Genomic DNA, 23368 nt, shown 5'->3' on the forward strand with positions numbered 1-23368 from the left:
ACCATCATGGTCACGAAGGCCATCATCACGGCAGCGCGCATGCACACTCCTGTTCGACATGCGCATCCTGCTGCTTTGGTGTGGCGTTGCCGTTTGTTCCAGGCATTCCCCCTCCAACGGTAGTGGTTCGTTTCGCCACACCCCTTCCCGCATCTGAGACTGCTCCGTCGTTTTTGACGGATGGAGTCGAGCGACCTCCCCGAACCAACCTCGTCTAGCCTCATTGTCGCAGCGAAAGACTGCGATGCATAAGTTCGTTTTTCTGGATGACCTGCGGTCGTTCAGGAGAGCTACGACGGGACAATTTCATGCAAATGACTTCTGCGGCGCTTTTATGCGCGGCGGCGATGCTGCCGGCGCTCGCGCATGCGACAACAACAATTCCAGACCCAACGGATGCGGCAGCGTCAGTGCCTGCGGCATCCGTTCCGTCCGCTTTCGAGGGTTATCAACCCTACCGAGACGGGGAAGGGCCGACTTGGCAGCAACTCAATCAGACCGTCATGGGCACGACGGGTATGGCCGGAATGAAACAAAAGCAGCCAGCGGCCAGTACCCCGGCGAAAAATATTGAACCGGGCACTACGCACTCTCACAACGAGGGAGCCAAGTGATGCGGCAATTCGTTAACACCCGCACCGCTATCGTCGTCGCCGGGAGTGTCTTCCTCGCCGGTTGCACGACGTTCTCCAAAGATGGGGGATTCGATACTGTCGCAACAACGGCATCGGAGCGTCTTGGTAAGAACACCGTGCACGTGAAGACCGATGCCGACCGGCAGGCGGTGGCAGGCCGTACGCGGGAGATGCTCGCCAAACCCTTGAGCATGGACGACGCGGTGCAGCTCGCGCTGTTAAATAATCCTGGCTTGCAGGTGTCTTATGGAGAACTCGGGATTTCCGAGGCGGACCTTGTGCAGGCCGGAAGATTGCCGAATCCTGGGTTCAAATTCAGTCGCACGCACTCGAGCAACGATCTCAGTATTGGCCGTACCTTCTCGGTGGGCATATTGAGCGTCCTCACGCTTCCCATTGCCTCTCGCATCGAGAACGCCCGTTTCGAACAGACGAAGCTCCAGACGGCAAACGCAATGCTCGTGGTCGCTGCAGACGCGCGACGTGCCTATGTCAACGCGGTAGCCGCCGAGCAAGCCGCGCAATACGCAGCGCGGGTAAAGGATTCGGCGGAAGCCGGCGCTGAACTCGCACTGCGAATGCGCCAAGCGGGGAACTTCAGCCGGCTCGACTACGCGCGCGAACAGGCGTTCTATGCGGAGTCGGTCGCGGCACAGGCAAAAGCGCAGCAACAGGCCGTGTCCGCACGAGAGAAACTCACGCGCGCGATGGGGTTATGGGGCTCAGGCACCGGTTACACGCTTCCGGACCGTTTGCCCGACCTGCCTAAGGACCGGCCACAATTGAACGACCTGGAAAGCTTTGCCATGCAGAACCGACTGGATATGCAGGCGGCAAAGTTGCAGACGCAAAGCGTAGCGACATCCCTCGGGCTCACCAAGGCCACGCGATTCGTCAATGTGCTTGACGTCGGCTATCTGAACAACTTCGAGACCGACAAGGGACACGAACACGGTTACGAAATCAGCGTGGAGATTCCTATCTTCGATTGGGGTGGCGCGAAAGTGGCTCGGGCAGAGGCGACTTACATGCAGTCCGTAAACAAACTCGCACAGACCGCAATTGAAGCCCGGTCAGAAGTTCGCGAGTCGTATTCCGCCTACGTGACGAACTACAACTTGGCGAAGCACTACCGAGATGAGGTCGTGCCAATCCGAAAGACCATTTCTGACGAGCTTCTGCTGCGTTACAACGGGATGCTTGCAAGCGTCTTCGAACTGCTCGCCGACTCGCGAGACCAGGTTGGTGCCGTGAACAACTACATCGACGCGCTGAAGGACTACTGGTTGGCCGAGACAGACCTGCAACAAGCGGTCGGTGGCCGCCTGCCTCAGCAGGTAGCGGCATCGTCGCCGCCGGCCCCCGCGACGCAACCTGCGTCGCCTACGAAATTGGAAGGTAAATGAGATGGTGTCACGTCGAAGTTTTCTCGGCGGTTCGGGCGCTGCGCTCTTGGGCGCGGCATTAGTCAGTAAGGCGGGCGCCGCGTCGCTTCCCGAAGCCCCGACGATGGCAAAAGCCACGATGCAACCGCCGTTGGTGCCGCCTAACGGCCGTCCTTACACGCCAGTCGCGACGCTGAACGGCTGGAGCTTGCCGTGGCGGATGAAGAATGGTTGGAAGGAGTTTCATTTGATTGCCGAGCCTGTCGTACGCGAACTGGCACCGGGCATGAATGCGAATCTGTGGGGTTACAACGGGCAAGCACCTGGTCCCACCATCGAGGCAGTCGAGGGTGACAAGGTCCGTATCTTTGTGACCAACAAGCTTCCCGAGCAAACCACCGTTCATTGGCACGGGATGCTGCTTCCCTGCGGGATGGATGGCGTCGGTGGGCTCACGCAACCGCACATTCCTCCGGGGAAAACGTTCGTCTACGAATTTCAGCTGGAGAAGCATGGCACGTTCATGTATCACCCGCATTCAGACGAGATGGTGCAAATGGCAATGGGGATGATGGGAACCTTCATCGTGCATCCCAAAGACCGCAGTGTCATGCCGGTCGACCGTGACTTCGTTTTCATCATGTCCGCGTACGACATTGATCCGGGCAGCTTCACGCCGCGCGTCAACGAGATGACCGACTTCAATATGTGGACATGGAATGCGCGCGTTTTTCCGGGCATTGACCCCTTGCCGGTGCGAGCAGGGGACCGAGTGCGCATCCGATTCGGCAATTTGACGATGACCAATCACCCCATTCATCTCCACGGTTACAGCTTCGAGGTGGCAGGCACTGACGGCGGCTGGATTCCACCGGCCGCGCGCTGGCCGGAAGTCACCGCCGACGTTGCAGTTGGACAGATGCGTGCCATCGAGTTCACGGCTAACCGGCCGGGAGATTGGGCATTTCACTGCCACAAGTCCCACCACACGATGAATGCGATGGGACATCAGGTCCCGAACCTGATTGGCGTGCCTCAGAAGGACCTTGCGAAACGCATCAACAAGCTCGTGCCGGATTACATGGCGATGGGCAGCACCGGCGGCGCCATGGGCGAGATGGAGATGCCGCTTCCAGACAACACGTTGCCGATGATGACGGGCACCGGCCCGTTCGGTGCGCTGGAGATGGGCGGCATGTTCAGCGTTGTCAAGGTTCGTGAGGGACTGAAACGCAATGACTACCGTGACCCGGGCTGGTTCAAACATCCGAAGGGAACAGTGGCTCGCGAATATAGCGGTGAGTTGCCAGAAGACTGACTTTTGTGACGCTGGGCACGGCCCAGTTTAACTATTTGTGCTTTGTACTTTGGAGATAACGTGATGAAGAACGTACTTGCATCGATTGCGATTGGTTGTGCACTGCTTGTGTCGGCGACTGCCTTTGCGGCAGGAGATATGAGCAACATGAAAATGGGGAGTGACACCCAACAAAGCGATACCAAGAACAGCATGTCGCATGGCGAAATCAAGAAAATTGACGCCTCAGCAGGAAAACTGACCATCAAGCACGGTCCTCTGGAAAACTTGGGCATGGAAGGCATGACGATGGTTTTCAAGGTGAAGGACCCGACCATGGTGTCCCAAGTCAAAGTCGGCGACAAGATTGATTTCGTTGCCGAAGAAGCCAACGGCGCCCTGACCGTGACCAAGCTCCAAAAGCAGTAAGCGCGAAAGTGGCGCGTCGGTGCTCGGTCGCCCCTTCCCAAAAACTCAGCCACTACGGCAACTAACATGAAGAAAATTGTGCGCATACAACTCATCCGTGCTGCGGCTGTCGCCACCGTCGGACTTGCTCCGGCTCTGGCCGTCGCGCACGGCAAGTTAGAAAATTCCGTGCCGGCCGCAGATAGCGCCGTGGCCGTGTCGCCCGGCGCACTTCGCCTGACATTCAACGAGAATCTGGAATCCGCCTTCAGCACGATTAAGGTCACGGATTCCTCTGGCACTCCTGTGACACAAGAGAAGGCCAAAATTGACGCTTCGAATCCGCATGTTTTGACCCTGGCAGTCCCCAAACTAGCTTCCGGCGCATACACTGTGCAGTGGGCTGTCATGACAGCAGACGCCCACAAGACCAAGGGCACATACGCCTTCAAGGTGAAGTGATGAACGACGGTTTCCTCGGCATTTTGCGGCTGGCGTTTGTTGCACTACAGAACATCAGTTTCGCGGTCGTTGTGGGTGTTCTGCTCAGCGACAGGTGGCTTGCACGCCGAAGCTCCGTATGGCAAGCCGGCGTTAGCCGGCGTCTGCTTGGCGCTTTGCGCGTCGCATCGTTCGGTGCCTTGATATCCAGCGCGTTTGTATTCTGGATTCATTGCGCATTGATGAGTGACTCCACGCTTCTGGAGGCGGGGCCTGCGATACGCTCGATGCTGGTGGAAACCGCTTTTGGACACGCTTGGTTGGTCGGCGCAAGCCTGATGCTGTTCGTGGCCATTCTGTCGCTAATCCAGCCGGGCAAATCGATTCGATTTTCCGTCTTGTTTTGGCTGGCGCTCGCGGGGGTTGCGCTTGCTCGAAGCAACGGTGGTCATCCGGTCGATGCAGGGCTCTTCAGCCTGCCGGTTTGGGCGGATTGGGTGCATTTGCTCGCCGTTAGTGCTTGGGTAGGGCTTGTGCTGGTAACGACGTATCTCGTTGTACCGCGATTTTTGGGCGCGCCAAGCGGCGAGCATGTGAATAGCGCCGAGTTCGTGCGGTCTCTTTCGGATGCCGCCACGTTTGCATTGATAGCGCTATTCCTCACCGGGGCATATAACGGATGGCGAGGTCTCAACACGCCGGGCAATCTGCTGGAATCGGCATACGGGCAAATACTGTTACTCAAGCTAGCACTCGTATCCGTGGCTGCTGCCCTTGGCGCTCACAACCGGTTCTTCGAGATGCCGCGATTGCTTTCTTCGCTCAGGTACGCGTCATCTGAATCGCCCATGCGTCCACTAAAACGATTTTCGGCGGTTCTCCACGTCGAATCTTTGGTGCTGGCAGGCGTTCTCGTCAGCGCCGCGGTGCTTGTATCCAGCCCGCTTCCGGGAACAGCGTAGTGTGTGGTGGGGTAGTCGAGGTCGCGTCCTGGCCACGGCAATCGCTCCCCAGTCTCTTTCGGCTCGCCCCATTGCCGGGGAGATTCCCGTCATCTCTGTGGCGCCGCCCATCATCGGGCAGCTGCCCATCATTCCCTCCATCCCCATCATGGAACTATGCTCTCGGGATTTTGCTGAGGGGGCTGCAGAACTGGCAGTACCGGGACCGTCTGCAGCCATGGTGAAGGCACTGACGGCAAACAAGAGCGCTGAGAGAGCGGCCGCCCGTATCGATTTCGTATTCATGTAAATCGCCGGATTCGTAAAAAAGCGTGACGCTGAAATAGCAATTCACAACGTCATGGTCGCCACTTTCAGCACTTGCCGCACGCTTACTTTTGCTTTTCCAGCTTCACGATGGTCATTGTGCCGTTCACGTTTTCGACGCGGACCTTCACCTTGTCGCCTTCGTGAGCCTGCTTGACCATGGCGGCGTCCTTGGCTTTGAACGCCATGGTCATGGCCGGCATCCCGACGTTTTCCAGCGCCCCGTGCTTCAGGGTAACCATCCCGGTGGCTGCATCGACCTTCTTGACAACGGCGTCAGTGAGCGCAGCATTTGACGAGGCCATCGTCCCCGACGACTTCATCGGCATGTCCATGCCGGGCATGTCACCGGCGGAAAATGCCGGGGCGGAAAGTGCAGCGATTGCCAAAAGTGCAAGCGATGTGACGTGAATCTTCTTCATTGAATTTCTCCAGATTGCGTTGACGACACTTTCGTGCCGGAGGGTACTGCAAGGGAAAATGCCGAGCGCGCAGCACGCTCAAGGCGCCGACGCTGCAACAGCAACCAGGCGGCCGGGATAACGAACATCGACAGGATGGGGGCGGTGACCATCCCGCCGACCATGGGCGCGGCGATACGCTGCATGACTTCCGCGCCCGCACCATGGCCGACCATGATGGGGATAAGGCCCGCAAGCACGACCGCCACCGTCATCGCCTTGGGACGAACCCGCAAAACGGCGCCCTCACGAATCGCATCCATGAGCATCGCCTCGGTCAGCGGTTCGCCGAGTTCCAGTCTGCGATTGAGCGCTCCTTTCAGATAAAGCAACATGACGACGCCGAACTCGGCGGCCACGCCCGCAAGTGCGATAAATCCCACCGATGTGGCGACCGAGACCGCATGGCCCAAACTCCAGATGAGCCAGAACCCACCGACCAGGGCGAACGGCACCGTGGACATCAGCAACAGCGCGTCCACTGCGGAATTGAACGTCAGAAACAGCAGGATGAAGATGACGGCGAGGGTCACCGGAATCACCGTGCGCAACGTGGCGGCGGCGCGTTCCAAATATTCGAATTGACCCGACCATGCGATGGCGTAGCCCGGAGGCAGCGCGACCTTTTCTGCCACGGCATGCTGCATCGCCTTCACAGCCGTTTGCAGGTCCGTGTTCCGGATGTCGACATAAACGTATCCGGACAGCCGGGCGTTTTCGCTGCGAATCATGGGCGGCCCATCGGCAATCTTGATGGCAGCCACGTCCCCGAGCTGGATTTGCGCGCCCCGGTCCGTCACGACCGGTAATTGCCGCAACTTCTCAAGCGAATCCCGTACTTCCCGTGGATACCGTATGTTGATGGGGAAGCGCTCCCGGCCGGCAATGACTTCGCCGACATTCTCGCCACCCACTGCCGATGAGACGACTGCCTGGATGTCCGCGACGGATAGGCCATAGCGTGCAGCCGCCTGTCGATTGATGTCGACGTCAATGTACCGGCCGCCAGTCAGACGCTCGGCCAATGCGGAAGTGACGCCCGGCACATGCTTGACGGCTGCCTCGACCTGCGTCGCAATCTTGTCGATTTGCGTGAGGTCGGCGCCGGAAATCTTGACGCCCACCGGTGTCTTGATACCGGTGGAAAGCATGTCCAGCCGATTGCGGATAGGCGGCACCCAGACATTCGACAAACCGGGCACCTTTACCGTACGGTCCAGCGCATCAACCAGTTTCTCGGGCGTCATGCCCGGCCGCCATTCGCTACGAGGCTTGAACTGAATCGTCGTTTCGAACATTTCCAGCGGCGCCGGGTCGGTTGCGGAATCTGCGCGTCCTGACTTGCCGAAGACCGACGCTACCTCCGGTACCGTCTTTATCAGGCGGTCCGTCTGCTGCAGCAACTCTGCCGCCTTTTCCGCTGAAATGCCGGGCAAGGCGGTCGGCATATAAAGCAAGTCCCCCTCATCGAGCGGCGGCATGAATTCCCCACCTAGCCGCGCAACGGGAATCGCTGTCAGAACCAACGTCAGGACAGCAAGTCCGATGGCGAGCCACGGGCGTCGCAGCGTGCCTTCGAGCAACGGGCGATACAGTCGAATCAGCACCCGGTTGATGGGGTTCGACGCCTCGTGCGGGATACGGCCACGAATCAAATAGCCCATCAACACCGGCACGAGCGTTACCGACAAGCCCGCCGCTGCCGCAATGGTGTATGTCTTGGTGAATGCCAAGGGCGAAAACAGCCTGCCTTCCTGACCCTCAAGCGAGAACACTGGAATGAACGACAGGGTAATGATGAGCAACGAGAAGAACAGGGCCGGGCCCACTTCGGCGGCCGATTCCGCAATGAGTTCCCATCGTTGACTCAGGGTCGGCGGCGCACCCGGATTGTCATTCGCAAACGCCTCCAAATGCTTGTGCGCGTTTTCAATCATGACGATGGCTGCGTCAATCATGGCGCCGATAGCGATGGCGATGCCCCCCAACGACATCAAGTTCGCGTTCACCCCTTGGTAACGCATCACGATGAACGCGGCCAGCACGCCGAGCGGCAGCGAGAGGATCGCGACGAATGCGCTACGCAAATGGAACAGGAATGCCGCGCAGACGAGCCCGACGATAATGAATTCCTCAATGAGCTTGTCTTTGAGGTTGTCCACCGCACGCGTGATGAGCCGAGACCGGTCGTACGTCGTCACGACCTCGACGCCAGGCGGCAGCGACTTCTTCAATTCAGCCAGCTTGGCCTTGACGGCATCAATTGTCGTCAGCGCATTCTTGCCGGAACGCATGACGATGACACCCCCTGCAACTTCGCCTTCGCCGTTCAGTTCGGCGATGCCACGACGCATTTCGGGGCCGATTTGGACACGTGCCACATCGCCCAGCAGCACGGGTGTTCCGGCATCGTTGGTGCGCAACACGATGTTGCGGAAGTCGTCGAGCGAGCGCAGGTAACCGGATGAGCGAACCATGTATTCCGATTCCGCCATTTCCAGGACCGAACCGCCCGATGCTTTGTTCGCCTTGGCGAGCGCGTCAGCTACCGTCCCCTGTGTGATGCCATAGGCGCGAAGCTTGTCCGGGTCGAGGACGACCTGATATTGGCGGACCATGCCGCCGAGTGACGCGACTTCCGACACATCGGGCACCGACTTCAGTTCGAACTTGAGAAACCAGTCGTTGAGGGCGCGCAGTTGGCCGAGGTCGTGCTTGCCGGCACGGTCGATCAAGGCGTACTCGTACACCCAACCGACACCCGTGGCGTCAGGCCCAAGGGAGACGGTCGCCCCTTGCGGCAAGCGGCTCTGGACCTGATTGAGGTACTCCAGCACACGCGACCTCGCCCAGTATTGGTCCGTCTTGTCCTCGAACAACACGTAGACGAAGGCATCGCCAAACGATGAATACGCCCGAATCGTCTTTGCCCCTGGAACCCCCAGCAGCGTGGTCGTCAACGGGTAGGTCACTTGGTCTTCTACGACCTGCGGCGCCTTACCCGGATACGAGGCCTTGATGATGACCTGGGTGTCCGACAGGTCTGGCAGCGCATCGAGCGGCGTGCGAGACAGCGAATACACCCCCCAGCCAGCTAACAGCACAGTCGCCAACAACACGAGGAAACGGTTGTGGATGGACCAGCGAATAAGGCGCGCAATCATTGGCTGCCTCCCGCTGTTTCGACCTTCGTCAATTGATAACCGTCGTCGGTCTGTTTGAAGGCGAAGCGAACGGTCTGCCCCACCTTTACGTCTGCAAAGGCCGTCGGCGACGGCTTGCCGAACGCCATGGTCATTGCGCCCCATCCCAGCGCGGGCACCGGCTGATGTGAGAACGTGATGTCTTCTTTCGTGACCTTCTCGACTTTTCCGGTCGTCTCGTAAGTCTGGGCGGCAGTGGCTGACGATGCCGGCGCCGACGCGCTTGCGGCAGTTGCCGTGCCGCCTTCAAGCCTGGGAAGAATCGACTTCAGGCTGGCTTCCGAGTCAATCAGGAACTGGCCGGACGCTACGACCTGTTGTCCGTTGCTCAGACCGCTCAATACCTCGGTGTCATCACCGAAGTCGCTACCCACGGTGACGGTGACGGGCTGCAAGCGCCCGTCACTGTTCTTGACGATGACCACGGACCGCTTGCCGGTCGTAATGACGGCTTCCGACGGGACCAGCAGGCGAGAAGCGGTATTCTGCGCACCCACCCGCGCCCGCAGCAGCATACCGGGCGTGAGTTCGCCGCCGGCATTGTCGAGCTCCAGTCGGGCCTGCAGAGTACGGCTGCCGGCGCTGATGCCTGGCAGGATTTCGCGAATTCGTCCGTTGAAGTGCCGGGTCGCATCGCCGGCGAAAGTCGCGTCGACCGTCATTCCAGGTTGCACGCGCAACGCCATGGCTTCCGGAATTTCCACGACGAGCCAGAGCGTCGACAGGCCGGCGACTTTTGCCAATGTCTGGCCGGGCGTGACCATCGCGCCGCTTCTGACATTCAGTTCCGTCAGCACGCCCGTTTCCGGTGACGGCAGCACGATGTGCGTTTGCACCTTGCCGGTTCGGTCAAGCGCCGCGATGAGGCCGTCCGGAATGGACATCGCTCGCATGCGGGCACGTGCAGCCGTCAACATGCTGTCATCCATCTGGCCGTTCTTCAGTGCAAGGTATTCTTCCTGCGGGGCCAGCCAGTCTGGTACAAACAGCGATGCGATCGGCGCGCCCTTGGTCACGCGCTGCATGGGGGCGTTGGCATACAGATGGTCGATATAGCCCGTGACGCGCGATTGGATGACGTCGGCCCGGGATTCGTCGAACTGGGTGGTGCCCACGACGTCGAAGCCCTCGCTAACCGCCTGCTGGTGTACGGTGGCGTAGCGGATGCCGAGATTCTGCTGCAGTCCAGCGTCCACCTTGACGCCAGCCCCGCCTGCTTCGTCCGCGTAGACAGGAACCAGCTGCATGTCCATGAACGGCGATTTTCCCGGCTTGTCGAACTGTTGGTTCGGTACCATCGGGTCGTGCCAATACAGGACCCTGCGGCCAGTATTTGGGTCGACTTTATCCGGCGTGGCTGTTGCCATGGGCGTCGCGGTGGCCGGTAGGGCCGACCGATGCGCCCCCGCGAAATAGCCGACGCCGACAAGTGCGGTGGCCGCGACGATTCCCGAGACGCCGAGGGCCAGTGGCTTCTTTCTCATGTGCTTCTCCTTCACTGGACGGCCGCGATGTTCGGCGGAATCACTTGATATTCGAGTTGAGCCCAGGCCAGCGAAACGTCCCGCTGCAAATCCAGCACTTGCAACTGCGCTTCGAGCTGAGCGCGCTTGGCCGCGAAAATATCGGCTAGCGAACCGGTGCCGGCCTTGTAGGCGGCCGTGGCAAGCTGCACTCTTTGGTCAGCGGCGGGCAACAACGTCCGATTCAAGTTGGCGAGACGTTCGCGGCCGTTCTCCAGAACCGTCGCAAGATTCCGAATATCGGCGCCCACCTGGCGTTGCGTATCGTCAAACATCAGCCGGGCTTTGGTGCTGAGCTCGGCTTTTTCTGCCACGTCTCGGTCTTGGCGACTCCCTCGATGAATGGGCAATGGAATGCTGACACCGACGGACACCATGTTTGAGAATTGACTGCCTCGCTGTTGATATGCCACCTCCCAGGTCCAATTCGGGGACCGCGCGCTGGTGGCCACCGCCGTGTCGGCATTCGCTACGGCGATATCCGCCGAGGCCGCGATGAGGGCGGGCTGAACTTGCTTGAGCTGGTCCGGCGTCAGTGAGGGTACCGTCGAAATCGGCGCTGGCGGGTCGCCGACCACATCCGCGACCGGCGTCACGGTCCACCGCGATAGTCCGATAATCGTGGACGTCAATGATTGCCGGGATTTGAGCAACTGGTCCTGGGCCTGCGCCAGCATGACCCGGGCTTGGGTCACGTCGCCCGCTGATGCCTTGGCGCCGCGATATAAGGCACCGGTCGCCCCAAGTTCGTGCGTCATGTGCATCACCAGCGCCTGTTGCAAGGCTACGGACTGTTTGGCATATGCGGCATTTAACCAGGCCGTGGCGGTCTGCTGCCGCACATTGGCGATTTGGGCCAGGTAGCCCGAGCGTTCGCGGTCAACCATTCGGTTGCCGAGGTCGGTCCGCAGTTGCCGCTTGTCCGACGACACCCATTCCTGTTCAATGCCGATGCGGCGCATTGTCATGAAGTCCTGGCCAACGCTAAAGCGTTGGTCGCCGTTCACCGGAAGATTGTCAATCCCGGCTTTCAGCATAGGGTCCGGCAACTGGCCGGCCTTCACTGCAGCCTCGGCGCTGGAGCGCACAGACGATTGTGCTGCCTGCATCGACGCAGAGCGGCTCATCGCCGATTGCAATGCGGCTTCAAGCGTGAAGTCCGCTTCCTGGGCGTATGCTGGGGCACAGCCCAACAATAGCGCCGCAAATATGGCACACGCGCGTGCCTGAGTACGCCGATTCACCGGCGTACCAAAGGTTAGGTACATGTTAAAACCCCGATTCGACGAATCCCATAGGGAATCGCGCTCCGAAATAGAGCTATTCCGCCACTGACGCGGCGAGCGATGAGTTATTGCTCGGTGGGGTTAAAGCGAGGTGGGAGGTCGCCACGGACCGTCGGGGGCGCGAACGCGGAGGACGTCGATGTAGACGTCGGAAACCGAGTCAGACGAAGTGATAGGGCCGGTGACTGCAAGTTCCGAGACCGGGTGATATAAGCTACCCAGTTGGCACACAGCGGTCGCCTTGCAGAAAGGCGCTTTGATTTTGACACTGGTCGGCGCCTTCATGAAATCGCAATCCGGCATCTCGCCTGCCATCGCCCCCTCGTCGCCGGCGTAGGACATTTGCATCGGACAGGCTCCCGTCAAGCCGCTGGCTGCCAGCCCGGAAAGGGGCAGCATGGCGCAAAGCAGCAGAAGGAAAAATGTCCGAAGCAGTTTCATGGTGCCCAGTATAGCGTCACAATTCTAACCTGAACATCACAAGCGCCAATGGGATGCCGATGTGGGTATTGTTGATGAATGGTGTGTTTTATCCGGGCTATCCTTATATTACGTTGGCGCGATACCCCATCACCCGCGAAAGCAGACGACCATGAACGCACACGCTAATGCCATTTTTACGGCGCTTCTTGCTGCCGCCCTCTTTGGCGCGGCGACGCCGCTGGCCAAGACCCTTCTTGGCTCGATTTCGCCGTTCATGGTGGCTGGCCTGTTTTATCTGGGGAGCGGTATCGGCCTTGCGGCGGTCATCGTGGCTCGGCGATTGAAGCGAAGCGACGCGCGAGACTCGAGCGACAGCCGTATTCAACGAGGCGAAATCCCGTGGCTGGCCGGCGCCATTGTGGCGGGCGGTGTCGCCGGGCCGGCGCTGCTGATGCTAGGTTTGAGCACGACCCCGGCGGCCACGAGTGCATTATTGCTAAATCTCGAGGGCGTCTTCACGGCGCTGATTGCCTGGGTCGTATTTCGAGAGAATGTCGCCCTGCAAGTTTTTCTTGGGATGGTCACTATTGTGGCCGGCGGCGTGGTGCTGTCGTGGCAACCCGGGGCCTCGGGCGTGCCGCTTGGCGCATGGCTCATTGCCGCAGCGTGCGTGTGCTGGGCGGTGGATAACAACCTTACCCGCAAAGTTTCGACCAACGATGCGATGGTCATCGCGTGCCTGAAGGGATTGGTTGCCGGACCGGTCAATCTGGCTATCGCACTTTTGCTGGGCGGCCACTTTCCCGGTGCCGCGAAGATCGCTGCAGCCATGCTGACCGGCTTCGGCGGTTACGGGGTGAGTCTGGTGCTTTTCGTGGTGGCTCTGCGCAATCTTGGTACGGCGCGGACTGGCGCCTACTTTTCAGTTGCCCCGCTGTTCGGTGTCGCCCTGTCGTTCGTCATATGGCCGGAAATGCCGTCTGCGCTGTTCTGGGTAGCCGCTACGCTCATGGCGCTGGGTGTCTGGCTTCACATCCGGGAGCGCCATGAGCATGCTCATACCCACGAACCGTTGGAGCACACCCACAGGCATCGTCACGACGAACATCATCAGCACGACCACGATTTTTCCTGGGATGGTCGGGAGCCGCACACGCATTCGCATCGGCACGAGCCGGTAACGCATGTACACCCGCATTTCCCGGACATCCATCACCGTCATCGGCATTAACGCGACGTGCGTGCGATAGGGGACGGCGTCAAAATGTGGCTGCAAGGCCACTTCGCGCGACGGACCCGTTAAGCATTCGCGTCATACTGATCCGATACAGCATGGGCCAAGCTGTTGCATCGGTGGACACTGACAGGTGCCGTACGAGCAGTACACGCAGCAGTCCCCGGGTTTAGGCTTGAGCACGGTCTTGCAGCGTTCGCACTCGTAAAACCATACGCAGGCGTCGGTCGGCATCGTTTCTTCCTTCGCGTGCCCGCATACCGGGCACGTGATGGTCGACTGCAGCGTGACAGTGCCCATCATTGCACCTGCACGAGATGGGATGGGTAGCCGGCGTCAGTCGTAGCCTTTGTCAGCGACGCGGGAGAAGCCTTGGCGGGGTCAAATGCCACCACCGCGCGCTTCGTCTCGAAATCCACGTTTGCCGATGTGACACCTGGCACCCTTTCCAAAGCCTTGCGAACCGTAATCGGACATACCGCGCAGTCCATATTCGTGACTTCCAGCGTTGCGGTACGTTGCGCCGCCGCCAACGCCGAGGCAGTGGTCAACGCAATGGCAAGACACGAAGCGATGAATTTTTTCATGGCGAATGGTCAGTAGAAGAGCGGTGCATACAAGGGGAACGCCATCAGCGCCGACGCAGGGACGGCTATCACCCAGAAAATTATTCGCTGGCGTCGCCGAACCGGAGACACACTGCACGCCTCACCCGGGGCGCAGTTCGCTGGCCGGGCGTAGAGCCTGTGGAAGGCCAGTACGAAGGACGTGAGCGATGCGGCGACAAAGAGTGGCTGAAGCGGCTGGAGTGCAGTCAGGCGCGCCCCCCAGGTGCCTCCGAGGCCCAGAACCACCAAAAGTAAGGGCCCCGCGCAGCAGGCAGATGCGCCTATCGCTGCAGCCGCGCCCGTGAGCAGCGTGCCGGTGGCGGTCCTGCGACGTGACATGACGCTTTCCTTGTGAAGTGTTTAAGTTTAGTCTAGGTGCGTACTTGGGTACGGAGTCAAGCGCGTCATGCAAGAGATGACCATTGGGCAATTGGCCGGGGCGGCGGGCGTCAACGTCGAAACGATACGGTACTACCACCGCCGGGGCCTGTTGCCGACACCGCCTCGGCCGACCGGTGGCATTCGTCGATATCCGGCAGCGGCGCTGTCGAGACTTCGCTTCATCCGGCGCTCTCAGGCCCTTGGCTTTTCCCTGGACGAGGTGGAGACGTTACTGTCATTGCACGATGGGCAGACGTGTGCCACCGCACGTGCCATCGCCGAACACAGGCTTGCAGACGTGGGCCGACGCATAAAGGACTTGCAAACGCTGGAAGGTGCACTGGCGACGCTCGTAATGCGCTGCGCCACATCGACGGGTAAGGTCGCCTGTCCGCTGATCGGTTCCCTTATGGATGAGAGCGATGTGACGGGCTCTCCTGGGGCGTGAGTCAGCTCATCTGTGACCCCGCACACAAAGCGCGGCGACAACCTTGGCAACGTGGGTCGGGCTTTCCCGGTCGTGTGGGGATTTCAACACGGAAATTCGTAAACTGCGCGACTGAATGGAAGGCCGGCACGACAATATCGGCGGGGACCTCAGTGATGCATCAACGGATAGACGACAAGCCCGACCAGTGCTGCCCCCAGCACGATGATCGGTTCCGGCAATTTTTTGACTTTCCAGAGCAATGCCGCCGTGACCGCCGCCAGTAACGCTGTCGGTACATCGGTGATTGAGCGCTGCGCCAGCACGACTACCGAGCCGCTGATGGCCCCGATCGCTGCGGCCGTAATGCCGTCCACGAACGCCACCAGGGCCGGAAGTTTGCCGTACTTCTTGAAATACGGTGCCGCGATGACAGTGACGAGATAGCACGGCACGAAAGTGGCCAGCGCGGCCAGGAAGGCACCCGGCACGCCGCTGATCAGGTAGCCGATAAAGCCGGTGGTGATGACTACCGGCCCGGGTGTGATCATGGCGACGGCCACTGCATCGACGAACTGTTTGTCGTTGAGCCAGTGATGCTCGGTGACGATCCCGCCGTAAAGAAACGGCACGATCGCAAGTCCGGAACCGAACACGAATGCACCGGCCTTGGTGAAGAACAGTGCGATCTGAATCAACGTGTTGGGATCTGTGGCCGTGGCAAGCGCCAGGTTGGGCAGGCTCTGCGCCGGCGACAGCACTGCGAGGCTCCAGGAGCCCAGCCTGGGCTTGCAGCGCACTAGCCACACCAGCACCCCGGCCCCAATGAACAGCCAGGCGATTTCGGATTGCGTGATCACTGTGACGGCCGCGAGCAGCAGGTAAATGGCCCACAGGAGCTTGTCCCTGCCCACGTTCTTGACCGTGAGTTTGTGCGCACTGATGACCATGATGCCGATCACCGCCGCGCCGACCCCGTAGAACACGGACTGCATCCAGGTCAGTCCGCCGAACGATACATAAGCCCAGCCGAGTGCCAGGACCATCAGGAAAGACGGCATGACGAACGCGAAGCCCGCCACCGTAGCGCCGCGGATGCGATAGTGCACAAAGCCGAGATAGATGCCGAGTTGCGCCGCCAGTGGACCGGGGGCGATCTGTGCCAGCGCCAGTCCTTCCTTGTAGTCCGACTCGCTGATCCAATTGCGCCGCTCCACCAGGTCGCGGTGCATGTAGCCCACCAGCGCCACGGGGCCGCCGAATCCGAAGGTGCCCAGCCGCATGAAATACAAGGCCAATTGCCATAGGGTGTAAGGCGGTTTGATGTGCTCGCTCATGTTCCGGAATTCCCGTGAGCGCCGGCCTCAGGCTCGAACGCTGTCAGTAAGCCCTCGAAAATATGGCTGGCGGCAGCGAGGAGTTGATCGTCATCCGTGAGCGTTTGGCGCAGTCCCGCCAACACCTGCTCGATCCCGGCTGCCTCGGGCGGCTGGATGCCACCCACATCGAGGTAGTGCACCAGTGCTCCGATGCGGCCAAGGGAAGGTTGATCGAGCCTGAAGCTTGCCAGCAGAACCTCGAAAGTGACGCGCCCACCCACGTGGCTGAAGTGCGCGCCGTCGAAGTCGAACCCGAGTGCATCGGCTGGGCAGTCGGTGGGGCGCTGCAGCCACAGCAAGCGAGCCTGCGGGTCAATGAAGCGCCGGATCAGCCAGGCGCAGGCCAGACGGTCGACCCACGGCCGATGACGGGTAGCCCACGTCCGGCCTTGATAGTCGCCGATCGCCAGGGATGGAATCGCCCGCTCGATTGGGTGCGGCTCGTCAGGTGCCAGCGACCGGTTTGCCGCCACCTCGAGTTCCTCCAGCGCGGCATTCGCTTGCTTCTGCGCTTCGCCAGGGAAGAAGTCGATGTCGGCCAGGTTTGCGAACGCCTTGCGTAGCTTGCGCAAGAGCTTGAGTGTATCGAGCGCCGTATCGGCACTTAGCGCGTCGCGGGCCCGGCCAATGTCGGCCAACAGCGCGGAGTAATCATCGCCGCGGTCGAACAGGGTGGGGAAATCCGCGCCGTTCGGCTCTGCCACGTGCAGAAGATGGGCCGAGCCACCGGACGACATCACGTCTGCCGCAATGGCCGATAACGTTGTTTGGCAACTATCCAGCGATGGCAGCAGATAAACGCCGTCGCGCAATACGGCAGCGCCGGATGCCTTGAGCGCCCGCCATGCGCGCATGCGGGCGGTGGCGTTTTCGGTCGGAAGACTGGTAATCAGGGTGAGCCAATTGTTCATGTAGCAAAGTCTACTTTGATGTATCGTTAACTACAAATAAATTTATTTGGCATATAAGCATGCGACATCCCGCCGTGATCAGCCTCCTGGTCGCCAAAGGACTGCGGGCCTTCGGCGACGGTTATGTCAGCCTGCTGTTGCCGCTGTATTTGCTGGGGCTTGGCTTCACGCCGCTGCAGGTGGGTGTCGTCGCGACCGCTACGCTGTTGGGTTCCGGCCTGATGACCCTTGCGGTGAGCCTGTATGCTGGCCGTTACCCCTACCGTGCGTTGCTGCTCGGCGCCGCCGCGTTGATGGCCGCCACCGGCGTCGCGTTTGCGCTCGAAACGCGCTTCTGGCCGCTCGTGGTGGTCGCTTTCGTGGGAACCCTGAACCCCTCCAGCGGCGACGTCAGCATTTTTTTGCCGCTCGAACACGCGACACTGTCGCGCACCGTGAGCGACGAAGGGCGGACTGCTGCATTTGCGCGCTACAGTCTGGTGGCGTCCATGTCGTCCGCCCTGGGGGCACTCGCCGCGGCACTGCCTGCGGTACTGGTTGGCGCGACAGGGCTGACCTCCACGGCAGCGATCCAGGGGATGTTTGGGCTTTACGCGTTGCTCGCTTGCATGGCCGGATGGGCGTATCGCGATCTGCCGGCTGAATTGGGCGCCGACGCGCGGCAAGCGACCGCGGCGCTGGAAAAATCGAAGAAGAACGTCTACACGCTCGCCGCGTTGTTTAGTCTGGATGCTTTCGGGGGAGGCCTCATCGTGCAGTCGATGATGGCACTCTGGTTGTATCAGCGATTCGGTCTGTCGGCGGCCGCGGCGGGAACGGTCTTTTTCTGGACGGGGCTGCTCACCGCGCTCTCGTACCTCGCGGCCGTGCGCATCGCCAAACGGATCGGGTTGGTGAACACGATGGTGTTCACGCACCTGCCGTCGAGCTTGTGTTTGATCGCGATGCCATTTGTCCCCGACGTCAGCTACGCGATCGCATTACTTTTCATTCGGGGTGCGTTGTCGCAGATGGACGTGCCAACGCGAAGCTCCTACGTGATGGCGATCGTTCCTCCGGCAGAGCGCCCGGCGGCCGCAAGCGTAACGTCAGTGCCACGTAGCCTGGCATCGGCCGCCAGCCCGGTCCTGGCCGGGTATCTGCTGGGCCTGACGTCGTTCGGGTGGCCGCTGCTGGCGGCGGGCACCATCAAAATCAGCTACGACTTGTTGCTACTCGCGATGTTCAGAAAAGTCCGGCCACCGGAGGAGTGACATCGCCTCGGTCATGTCCGGTGCACCGCTCCTGACCGAGGCGATGTCAGGCGCGCGACGAGACGAACCGGTGGCCACATATGGCAGAATCACACGCATGGAAGCTGACGGAAGCGATAGGGGGCTTGAGACCCGGCTGGTGCGCGTGCGCGGTCGCGTGCAGGGCATCGGCTATCGGGAAGCCTGTGTGCGTCATGCCCGGGCACTGGGTGTCACCGGCTGGGTTCGCAATCGCATGGACGACTCCGTCGAGGCCATGTTGCAGGGCACGCCTGCGCAGCTTGCCGACATGTGCGCCTGGTTGAGCGAAGGCCTGCCCGCAGCGCTTGTGGATGGGCTGGACGTCACCGAGGTACCGCCACCGTACCCGCGCTTCGACCGATTCGAGCGATTGCCGACTCTGTGAGTTCAGGCGCGCTTTGCGCTACGCGCGATTTCATGACAAAAACGTAATCCAGGACTCATCCTGATGTCGGGGGCTGCTTCCTAATATGGAGCCTGAATTGGACGCACAAGGAAGATTTGGCGTGCTGCGGCAGCTTCCTCGCAGCATCTGGGTGCTCGGTTGCGTCAGCTTGTTCATGGATATTTCGTCCGAGATCATCCACAGCCTGTTGCCGATGTTTCTCATGGCGGGGCTGGGTGCAAGCGCCACGGCTATCGGCCTGATCGAAGGCATCGCAGAGGCGACCTCTCCGATCGTCAAAGTATTTTCCGGTACGTTGAGCGATTACCTTGGCAATCGCAAATGGCTCGCGGTCGTGGGCTACGGGATGGGGGCTCTCAGCAAACCCCTCTTCGCGTTGGCGCCCACGATCGGTGTCGTGGTATCGGCGCGGATCATCGACCGTGTCGGCAAGGGCATCAGGGGCGCACCGCGCGATGCGCTCGTCGCCGATGTCACGCCCCCCCATTTGCGCGGCGCGGCCGACGGTCTTCGCCAGTCGCTCGATACTGTAGGCGCCTTCCTGGGCCCGCTCATTGCGGTCGCCATCATGCTCCTGTGGGCAAACGACTTCCGGCGTGCCTTCTGGATTGCCGTGGTTCCCGGGCTGGTGGCGGTCGGACTATTGACCTTTGGCATCGAGGAGCCCGCGCGCGATCGCGATGCGTAACGCGTTAACCCGATTCGTTGGGATAGCCTGAAACATCTGGGCGCTGGTTACTGCTGGGTCGCGGTCATCGGCGCAGTTTTCGCGTTGGCGCGCTTTAGCGAAGCCTTTCTCGTACTGCGCGCCATGGGGAGCGGCATTCCGATCGCCTGGGTGCCGCTGGTGATGGTCGCAATGAATCTCGTATACGCCGTCTCCGCCTATCCGTTTGGCTGGTTGGCCGACAAGACGAGTCACATGAAATTGCTCGTGGCAGGGCGGGCCACGCTGATTGCCTCAGACATTGTCCTGGCGCACGGCACGCACTGGGGCGCCGTGCTGGCAGGCGTTGTGCTGTGGGGGCTACATATGGGAATGACGCAAGGTTTGCTGGCGACGATGGTCGCGCATGCCGCCCCTGCGCGACTGCGTGGCACCGCGTTCGGCTTCTTCAATTTGTTGAGCGGCATCGTCACGCTTGCATCGAGCGTGACGGCGGGCATTTTTTGGGACCGTATGGGCCCCGCGGCGACGTTCTACGCCGGCGCAGGTTTCTGCTGCGTCACGATTGTGCTGCTCCTGCTCGGCCAAACACGCAACCGCGCCGCTGACTGATAAACCGGCGAAACTGAACGCAAGCTGAGCGCCGGCTGAATTCTTGTTCAGAAATGGGCCGAAAACGCCGGCAATCCGGTGTGCGGCTTGTGATGTCGGTGACTTTGCGCTAGCCTGAAACTACCTTCGATGCGGCTTGAAATATGAAAATCCTGATCGTTGAAGACCAGCGAAAACTGGGACAGTTTCTTAAGCAGGCGCTGAACGAACGTGCGTATACCGCGACGTGGGTGGCCAGCTGTGCCGAGGCGCGCGAGGCCCTTTGTGCGACCAGTTACGACGTCATCGTGCTGGATCTTGGATTGCCTGACGGCGATGGCCTCGACCTGTTGCGTGAATGGCGCCGCGCCGGCTTCAATGAGCCGGTGCTGATCCTCAGCGCGCGCGATGCCGTAGAGGACCGCGTCAGCGGGCTCGATGTGGGCGCGGACGATTATCTGCCCAAGCCGTTCAGTCTTGAAGAACTCCTGGCACGCATGCGATCGCTGTTGCGGCGCCAATCTGCGGTGAAGGAAACGATCCTGCAGCACCAGGGCGTCAAGCTCGATCTCCTGAGCCGTACGGTGCACCTGAACGGGCAGCCGATCGACCTGACCAGCCGGGAATTCGCCTTGCTTGAAATATTCCTGCAGAATCCTGGCCGAATCCTGACGCGTACCCTGATCTCCGAGAAGATCTGGGAATCGCACTACGACGTCGACACCAACCTGCTCGACGTGTACATGAGCCGGCTGCGCGCCAAGTTCGAAGGTCCCCTCGGAAAGCCGCTGTTCAAGACGGTACGTGGCGTGGGCTATCAGCTCATATGAAATCGATTGGCGCGCGCCTGGCAATCTGCTACGTACTGGCTTCAACCGTTACCTTCGCCTCGCTGTTCCTGGCCGGGCGCTACTTCATCGAGCGTCATGCCATTCACGCGCTCGACTTGCTCAACGAATCGGAATTCGAGCAACTGAAAGCCGGAATCGGCCCGGTCGGCAATGGATTGCCGCGAGACGTGCTGCGCGATCGCGTGCAGGCCATGATGACCGACAATCTTGAGCTGTTCTATGTCGAGGTCTACGGGCCGAACGGCGATAGGGTGTTTCGCTCGCAGGGCCTGCGCGGCCGGGAAATTGTCCCGTTGCCGGCGGGCCAGGCCTTCAATGTGTTTGTCGACGGGCTGGGCGAGTTGCGGGCGGACACGTTTGCCTTGGGGCCGTTCAAGGTTGTCATCGCAACCTCGAAGCGTCACGTCCGGGTGGTGATGGACGGCTACGAACGGACCTTCTACGGCTTGTTGCTGGTCATGATCCTGGTGAGCAGCGTTATCGGCTATGGCTTGAGCCGCATGGCGCTGCGCCCGCTCAGGTTGATTCAGGACACTGCCGACCGCATTCGCTCGGACAATCTCAGCGAGCGGATTCCGGTCTCGGCGGCGAAGGACGAGATTTCGGACTTGGCGCGCCTGCTCAACCAGATGTTCGACCGTCTGGAGGTCTCGTTCGATCAGATTCGCCGATTTACCGCCGAGGCGTCACATGAACTCAAGACGCCCTTGACGCTGGTGAGACTGCAGGCGGAGAAATTGGTGGTGGAGGGACACCTGCAGCCGGCGCAGGAGCAGTCAGTCCAGATCCAGCTCCGGGAGCTCGCGCATCTCAGCCGCATCATCGAGGACTTGCTGTTCCTGTCGCGTGCCGACGCACGTGCCATTACGCTCGATCTCAAGCCGCAGGACCCCGAGCCGTTCCTGCAAAGCTTCGCCCAGGATGCCTACGTGCTGGCGGAGCATCAGGCGCTGCGGTTTTTCCTGACTCACCACGGCCGCGGCCAGGCGGCTATCGAACCGAAATGGCTACGGCAGGTGTTGCTCAATTTGCTGAGCAATGCGTTTTCGGCATCGCCGCCCGGCGGCCGGGTCACGTTGCGTTCCACGCTCATGAACGGCACTTGGCAAGTGAGTATCGAGGATGAGGGGCCGGGCGTGCCGGCGGAGCAGCGTGAGCGCATCTTCGAACGCTTCGTGCGTATCCCGCGTCCCGGTGAGGACAAGGGTACCGGACTGGGGTTGGCGATTTGCCGCAGTCTCGTGGAACTGCACGGCGGCCGTATCTTTGCCGAAGCCGCGCCGGGGGGCACTGGTTTGCGCATGGTGTTCGAGATCCCGGCGACGACTTCGCTTGAAGGCGCTGCCGCCTCGCACGATGTTCCGCTGCACGAGGCCGGCACGACGTGACCCCGAGGGGCACGCGCCGGCCCCCCGCGATTGTCTACGCGCTCATAGATCGCGCTGATAGCCGAGGTAGTAGGAGAACTGATTGGTTGCGTTGACGTGGGTAATGCCGCGGCCGGCCGAGAACAGCAACCGGTCATGCTCCGTAAAGCTGTACTTGCCGCCAAGGTTGAAGGCCAGCGACGACGGGTCGGCAACGGTGGCCGCGCCCGTGTAGAACACTTCCCCGCCGAGTTCAAGGTGCTCGTTGATCTTGCGCGTGAGCGCCCACCCGCCGAACCAATAGCCCCGCTCGTTCGCATGACGATTGACGACATAGCCGCCTCCGCCATAGGTTGTCCAGTCACCGAACGATTTCTGCACCCACAACGGCAACGACACGTGGCTGTGACCATCGCCGAGGCCGAGGTGATCGTTGCCGGTGGGTAGTGTCACACTGGGGCCGAACGCCACTTGCGGGCGGATGCCTTCATCGTCTTCCGTGATGAAGCGGTACTTGATGCCAAGCTCCGTGTCGCCGAACCCGTAATGGGACTTCTCGCCGCTCGGATGCATGAATGACATGCCGACCTTCGCATTGAGCTCGAGGTTGTCGGTCGCGCCGTAGTTGATCTCGGCGGCAGGCAACGCGCCGCTATGTTCATCTCGCCTGACGGTGCCGGTGGCGCCCACATTGATCTCGAAATGCCCATTTTCGGCGGGCTCGGCATCGTCCGTTACGAAGGGCGGCGTGGCCAAGGCGCTGTGGAAAGCCAGCAAGGTACTGGCGGCGAGAATCGACATGAGAATGCGCGGACCGGTGCGCGCATGGCGCGCGCGCTGTGCCGAGTGGGTTCCGTGGGGAACGCTGGGCATGATGTTGGATCTCCTGAATGTTGTTGGCGGACGCGTTGTGTGGGCGTCTTGGCTGCGGACGGGGACGCA

The 23368-nt window shown here is 60.8% G+C and carries 23 protein-coding genes and 1 pseudogene; 13 read left to right on the forward strand and 11 right to left on the reverse strand.

Going from position 1 to position 23368, the window contains the following annotated elements; translation table 11 throughout:
- Window positions 1–308 precede the first annotated feature (308 nt).
- From PTE30175_RS28605 to PTE30175_RS11520, 6 genes are all read left to right on the forward strand, one after another.
- The gene (locus PTE30175_RS28605; RefSeq protein ID WP_224788718.1) at window positions 309–614 is read left to right on the forward strand and encodes a hypothetical protein; all 306 of its coding nucleotides are present in this window, start codon (window positions 309–311) and stop codon (window positions 612–614) included.
- Window positions 614–2041: a TolC family protein gene (locus PTE30175_RS11500; RefSeq protein WP_150697310.1), complete on the forward strand. Its 1428-nt coding sequence runs from the start codon at window positions 614–616 to the stop codon at window positions 2039–2041. Before PTE30175_RS28605 ends, PTE30175_RS11500 begins: the two co-directional genes overlap by 1 nt.
- A gap of 1 nt (window position 2042) precedes the next feature.
- Window positions 2043–3338: a copper oxidase gene (locus tag PTE30175_RS11505; RefSeq protein ID WP_150697182.1), complete on the forward strand. Its 1296-nt coding sequence runs from the start codon at window positions 2043–2045 to the stop codon at window positions 3336–3338.
- Between the two features lie 63 nt (window positions 3339–3401).
- Window positions 3402–3746 carry a copper-binding protein gene (locus tag PTE30175_RS11510; RefSeq protein ID WP_150697183.1) on the forward strand — a complete coding sequence of 115 codons (345 nt, stop codon included), beginning with the start codon at window positions 3402–3404 and terminating at the stop codon, window positions 3744–3746.
- Window positions 3747–3812: 66 nt separating this feature from the next.
- Window positions 3813–4187, forward strand: a complete 375-nt coding sequence (copC, locus tag PTE30175_RS11515) for a copper homeostasis periplasmic binding protein CopC (RefSeq protein WP_150697184.1) — start codon at window positions 3813–3815, stop codon at window positions 4185–4187.
- Window positions 4187–5128, forward strand: a complete 942-nt coding sequence (locus tag PTE30175_RS11520) for a copper resistance D family protein (RefSeq protein ID WP_150697185.1) — start codon at window positions 4187–4189, stop codon at window positions 5126–5128. Before copC ends, PTE30175_RS11520 begins: the two co-directional genes overlap by 1 nt.
- A gap of 371 nt (window positions 5129–5499) precedes the next feature.
- Here PTE30175_RS11520 and PTE30175_RS11525 read toward each other — a convergent pair whose 3' ends face one another.
- The 5 genes from PTE30175_RS11525 to PTE30175_RS11545 all read right to left on the reverse strand — a co-directional run bounded on the left by PTE30175_RS11525 (window position 5500) and on the right by PTE30175_RS11545 (window position 12348).
- Window positions 5500–5856 (reverse strand): copper-binding protein, encoded by a 357-nt coding sequence (locus tag PTE30175_RS11525; protein ID WP_150697186.1) that lies wholly within the window; start codon window positions 5854–5856, stop codon window positions 5500–5502.
- Entirely contained in the window at window positions 5853–9059 is a 3207-nt protein-coding gene (locus PTE30175_RS11530; RefSeq protein ID WP_150697187.1) for an efflux RND transporter permease subunit, read from the reverse strand. The genes PTE30175_RS11525 and PTE30175_RS11530 overlap by 4 nt, the downstream gene beginning before the upstream one ends.
- Complete coding sequence (locus PTE30175_RS11535; protein ID WP_150697188.1) at window positions 9056–10582, reverse strand: efflux RND transporter periplasmic adaptor subunit; 1527 nt, start codon at window positions 10580–10582, stop codon at window positions 9056–9058. The genes PTE30175_RS11530 and PTE30175_RS11535 overlap by 4 nt, the downstream gene beginning before the upstream one ends.
- Before the next feature lie 11 nt (window positions 10583–10593).
- Complete coding sequence (locus PTE30175_RS11540; RefSeq protein WP_150697189.1) at window positions 10594–11889, reverse strand: TolC family protein; 1296 nt, start codon at window positions 11887–11889, stop codon at window positions 10594–10596.
- A gap of 99 nt (window positions 11890–11988) precedes the next feature.
- Entirely contained in the window at window positions 11989–12348 is a 360-nt protein-coding gene (locus PTE30175_RS11545; protein ID WP_150697190.1) for a hypothetical protein, read from the reverse strand.
- A gap of 151 nt (window positions 12349–12499) precedes the next feature.
- Between PTE30175_RS11545 and PTE30175_RS11550 the strand changes: the two genes are divergently transcribed.
- Complete coding sequence (locus tag PTE30175_RS11550; protein WP_150697191.1) at window positions 12500–13561, forward strand: DMT family transporter; 1062 nt, start codon at window positions 12500–12502, stop codon at window positions 13559–13561.
- Between the two features lie 81 nt (window positions 13562–13642).
- Here the strand turns inward: PTE30175_RS11550 and PTE30175_RS28610 are convergent, their stop codons facing one another.
- From PTE30175_RS28610 to PTE30175_RS11565, 3 genes are read right to left on the reverse strand one after another with little or no spacing between them, the layout of a single operon-like run.
- Window positions 13643–13864 (reverse strand): GDCCVxC domain-containing (seleno)protein, encoded by a 222-nt coding sequence (locus PTE30175_RS28610; RefSeq protein WP_150697311.1) that lies wholly within the window; start codon window positions 13862–13864, stop codon window positions 13643–13645.
- Window positions 13864–14151: a mercury resistance system periplasmic binding protein MerP gene (gene merP, locus PTE30175_RS11560; RefSeq protein WP_150697192.1), complete on the reverse strand. Its 288-nt coding sequence runs from the start codon at window positions 14149–14151 to the stop codon at window positions 13864–13866. The genes PTE30175_RS28610 and merP overlap by 1 nt, the downstream gene beginning before the upstream one ends.
- Before the next feature lie 9 nt (window positions 14152–14160).
- Window positions 14161–14511, reverse strand: a complete 351-nt coding sequence (locus PTE30175_RS11565; RefSeq protein ID WP_150697193.1) for a mercuric transporter MerT family protein — start codon at window positions 14509–14511, stop codon at window positions 14161–14163.
- Window positions 14512–14578: 67 nt separating this feature from the next.
- Between PTE30175_RS11565 and PTE30175_RS11570 the strand changes: the two genes are divergently transcribed.
- Entirely contained in the window at window positions 14579–15001 is a 423-nt protein-coding gene (locus PTE30175_RS11570; RefSeq protein ID WP_150697194.1) for a MerR family transcriptional regulator, read from the forward strand.
- A gap of 149 nt (window positions 15002–15150) precedes the next feature.
- Here the strand turns inward: PTE30175_RS11570 and PTE30175_RS11575 are convergent, their stop codons facing one another.
- Together PTE30175_RS11575 and PTE30175_RS11580 are read right to left on the reverse strand one after the other, a co-directional pair.
- Complete coding sequence (locus tag PTE30175_RS11575) at window positions 15151–16317, reverse strand: chromate transporter (RefSeq protein ID WP_150697195.1); 1167 nt, start codon at window positions 16315–16317, stop codon at window positions 15151–15153.
- Window positions 16314–17270: a chromate resistance protein ChrB domain-containing protein gene (locus PTE30175_RS11580; RefSeq protein WP_150697196.1), complete on the reverse strand. Its 957-nt coding sequence runs from the start codon at window positions 17268–17270 to the stop codon at window positions 16314–16316. Before PTE30175_RS11580 ends, PTE30175_RS11575 begins: the two co-directional genes overlap by 4 nt.
- A gap of 59 nt (window positions 17271–17329) precedes the next feature.
- Between PTE30175_RS11580 and PTE30175_RS11585 the strand changes: the two genes are divergently transcribed.
- The 5 genes and pseudogenes from PTE30175_RS11585 to PTE30175_RS11605 all read left to right on the forward strand — a co-directional run bounded on the left by PTE30175_RS11585 (window position 17330) and on the right by PTE30175_RS11605 (window position 22447).
- Entirely contained in the window at window positions 17330–18523 is a 1194-nt protein-coding gene (locus tag PTE30175_RS11585) for an MFS transporter (RefSeq protein WP_150697197.1), read from the forward strand.
- Between the two features lie 97 nt (window positions 18524–18620).
- On the forward strand, window positions 18621–18929 hold the full coding sequence (locus tag PTE30175_RS11590) for an acylphosphatase (protein ID WP_150697198.1): 309 nt from the start codon (window positions 18621–18623) through the stop codon (window positions 18927–18929).
- A gap of 85 nt (window positions 18930–19014) precedes the next feature.
- Window positions 19015–20229: pseudogene (locus tag PTE30175_RS11595) on the forward strand (MFS transporter).
- Between the two features lie 143 nt (window positions 20230–20372).
- Window positions 20373–21038, forward strand: coding sequence for a response regulator (locus PTE30175_RS11600; protein ID WP_150697199.1), 666 nt, complete (start codon window positions 20373–20375; stop codon window positions 21036–21038).
- Entirely contained in the window at window positions 21035–22447 is a 1413-nt protein-coding gene (locus PTE30175_RS11605; protein WP_150697200.1) for a HAMP domain-containing sensor histidine kinase, read from the forward strand. The genes PTE30175_RS11600 and PTE30175_RS11605 overlap by 4 nt, the downstream gene beginning before the upstream one ends.
- Window positions 22448–22489: 42 nt before the next feature.
- Here the strand turns inward: PTE30175_RS11605 and PTE30175_RS11610 are convergent, their stop codons facing one another.
- On the reverse strand, window positions 22490–23299 hold the full coding sequence (locus PTE30175_RS11610; protein WP_150697201.1) for a transporter family protein: 810 nt from the start codon (window positions 23297–23299) through the stop codon (window positions 22490–22492).
- Window positions 23300–23368 lie beyond the last annotated feature (69 nt).

Source organism: Pandoraea terrae, assembly GCF_902459695.1.
GTDB lineage: Bacteria > Pseudomonadota > Gammaproteobacteria > Burkholderiales > Burkholderiaceae > Pandoraea > Pandoraea terrae.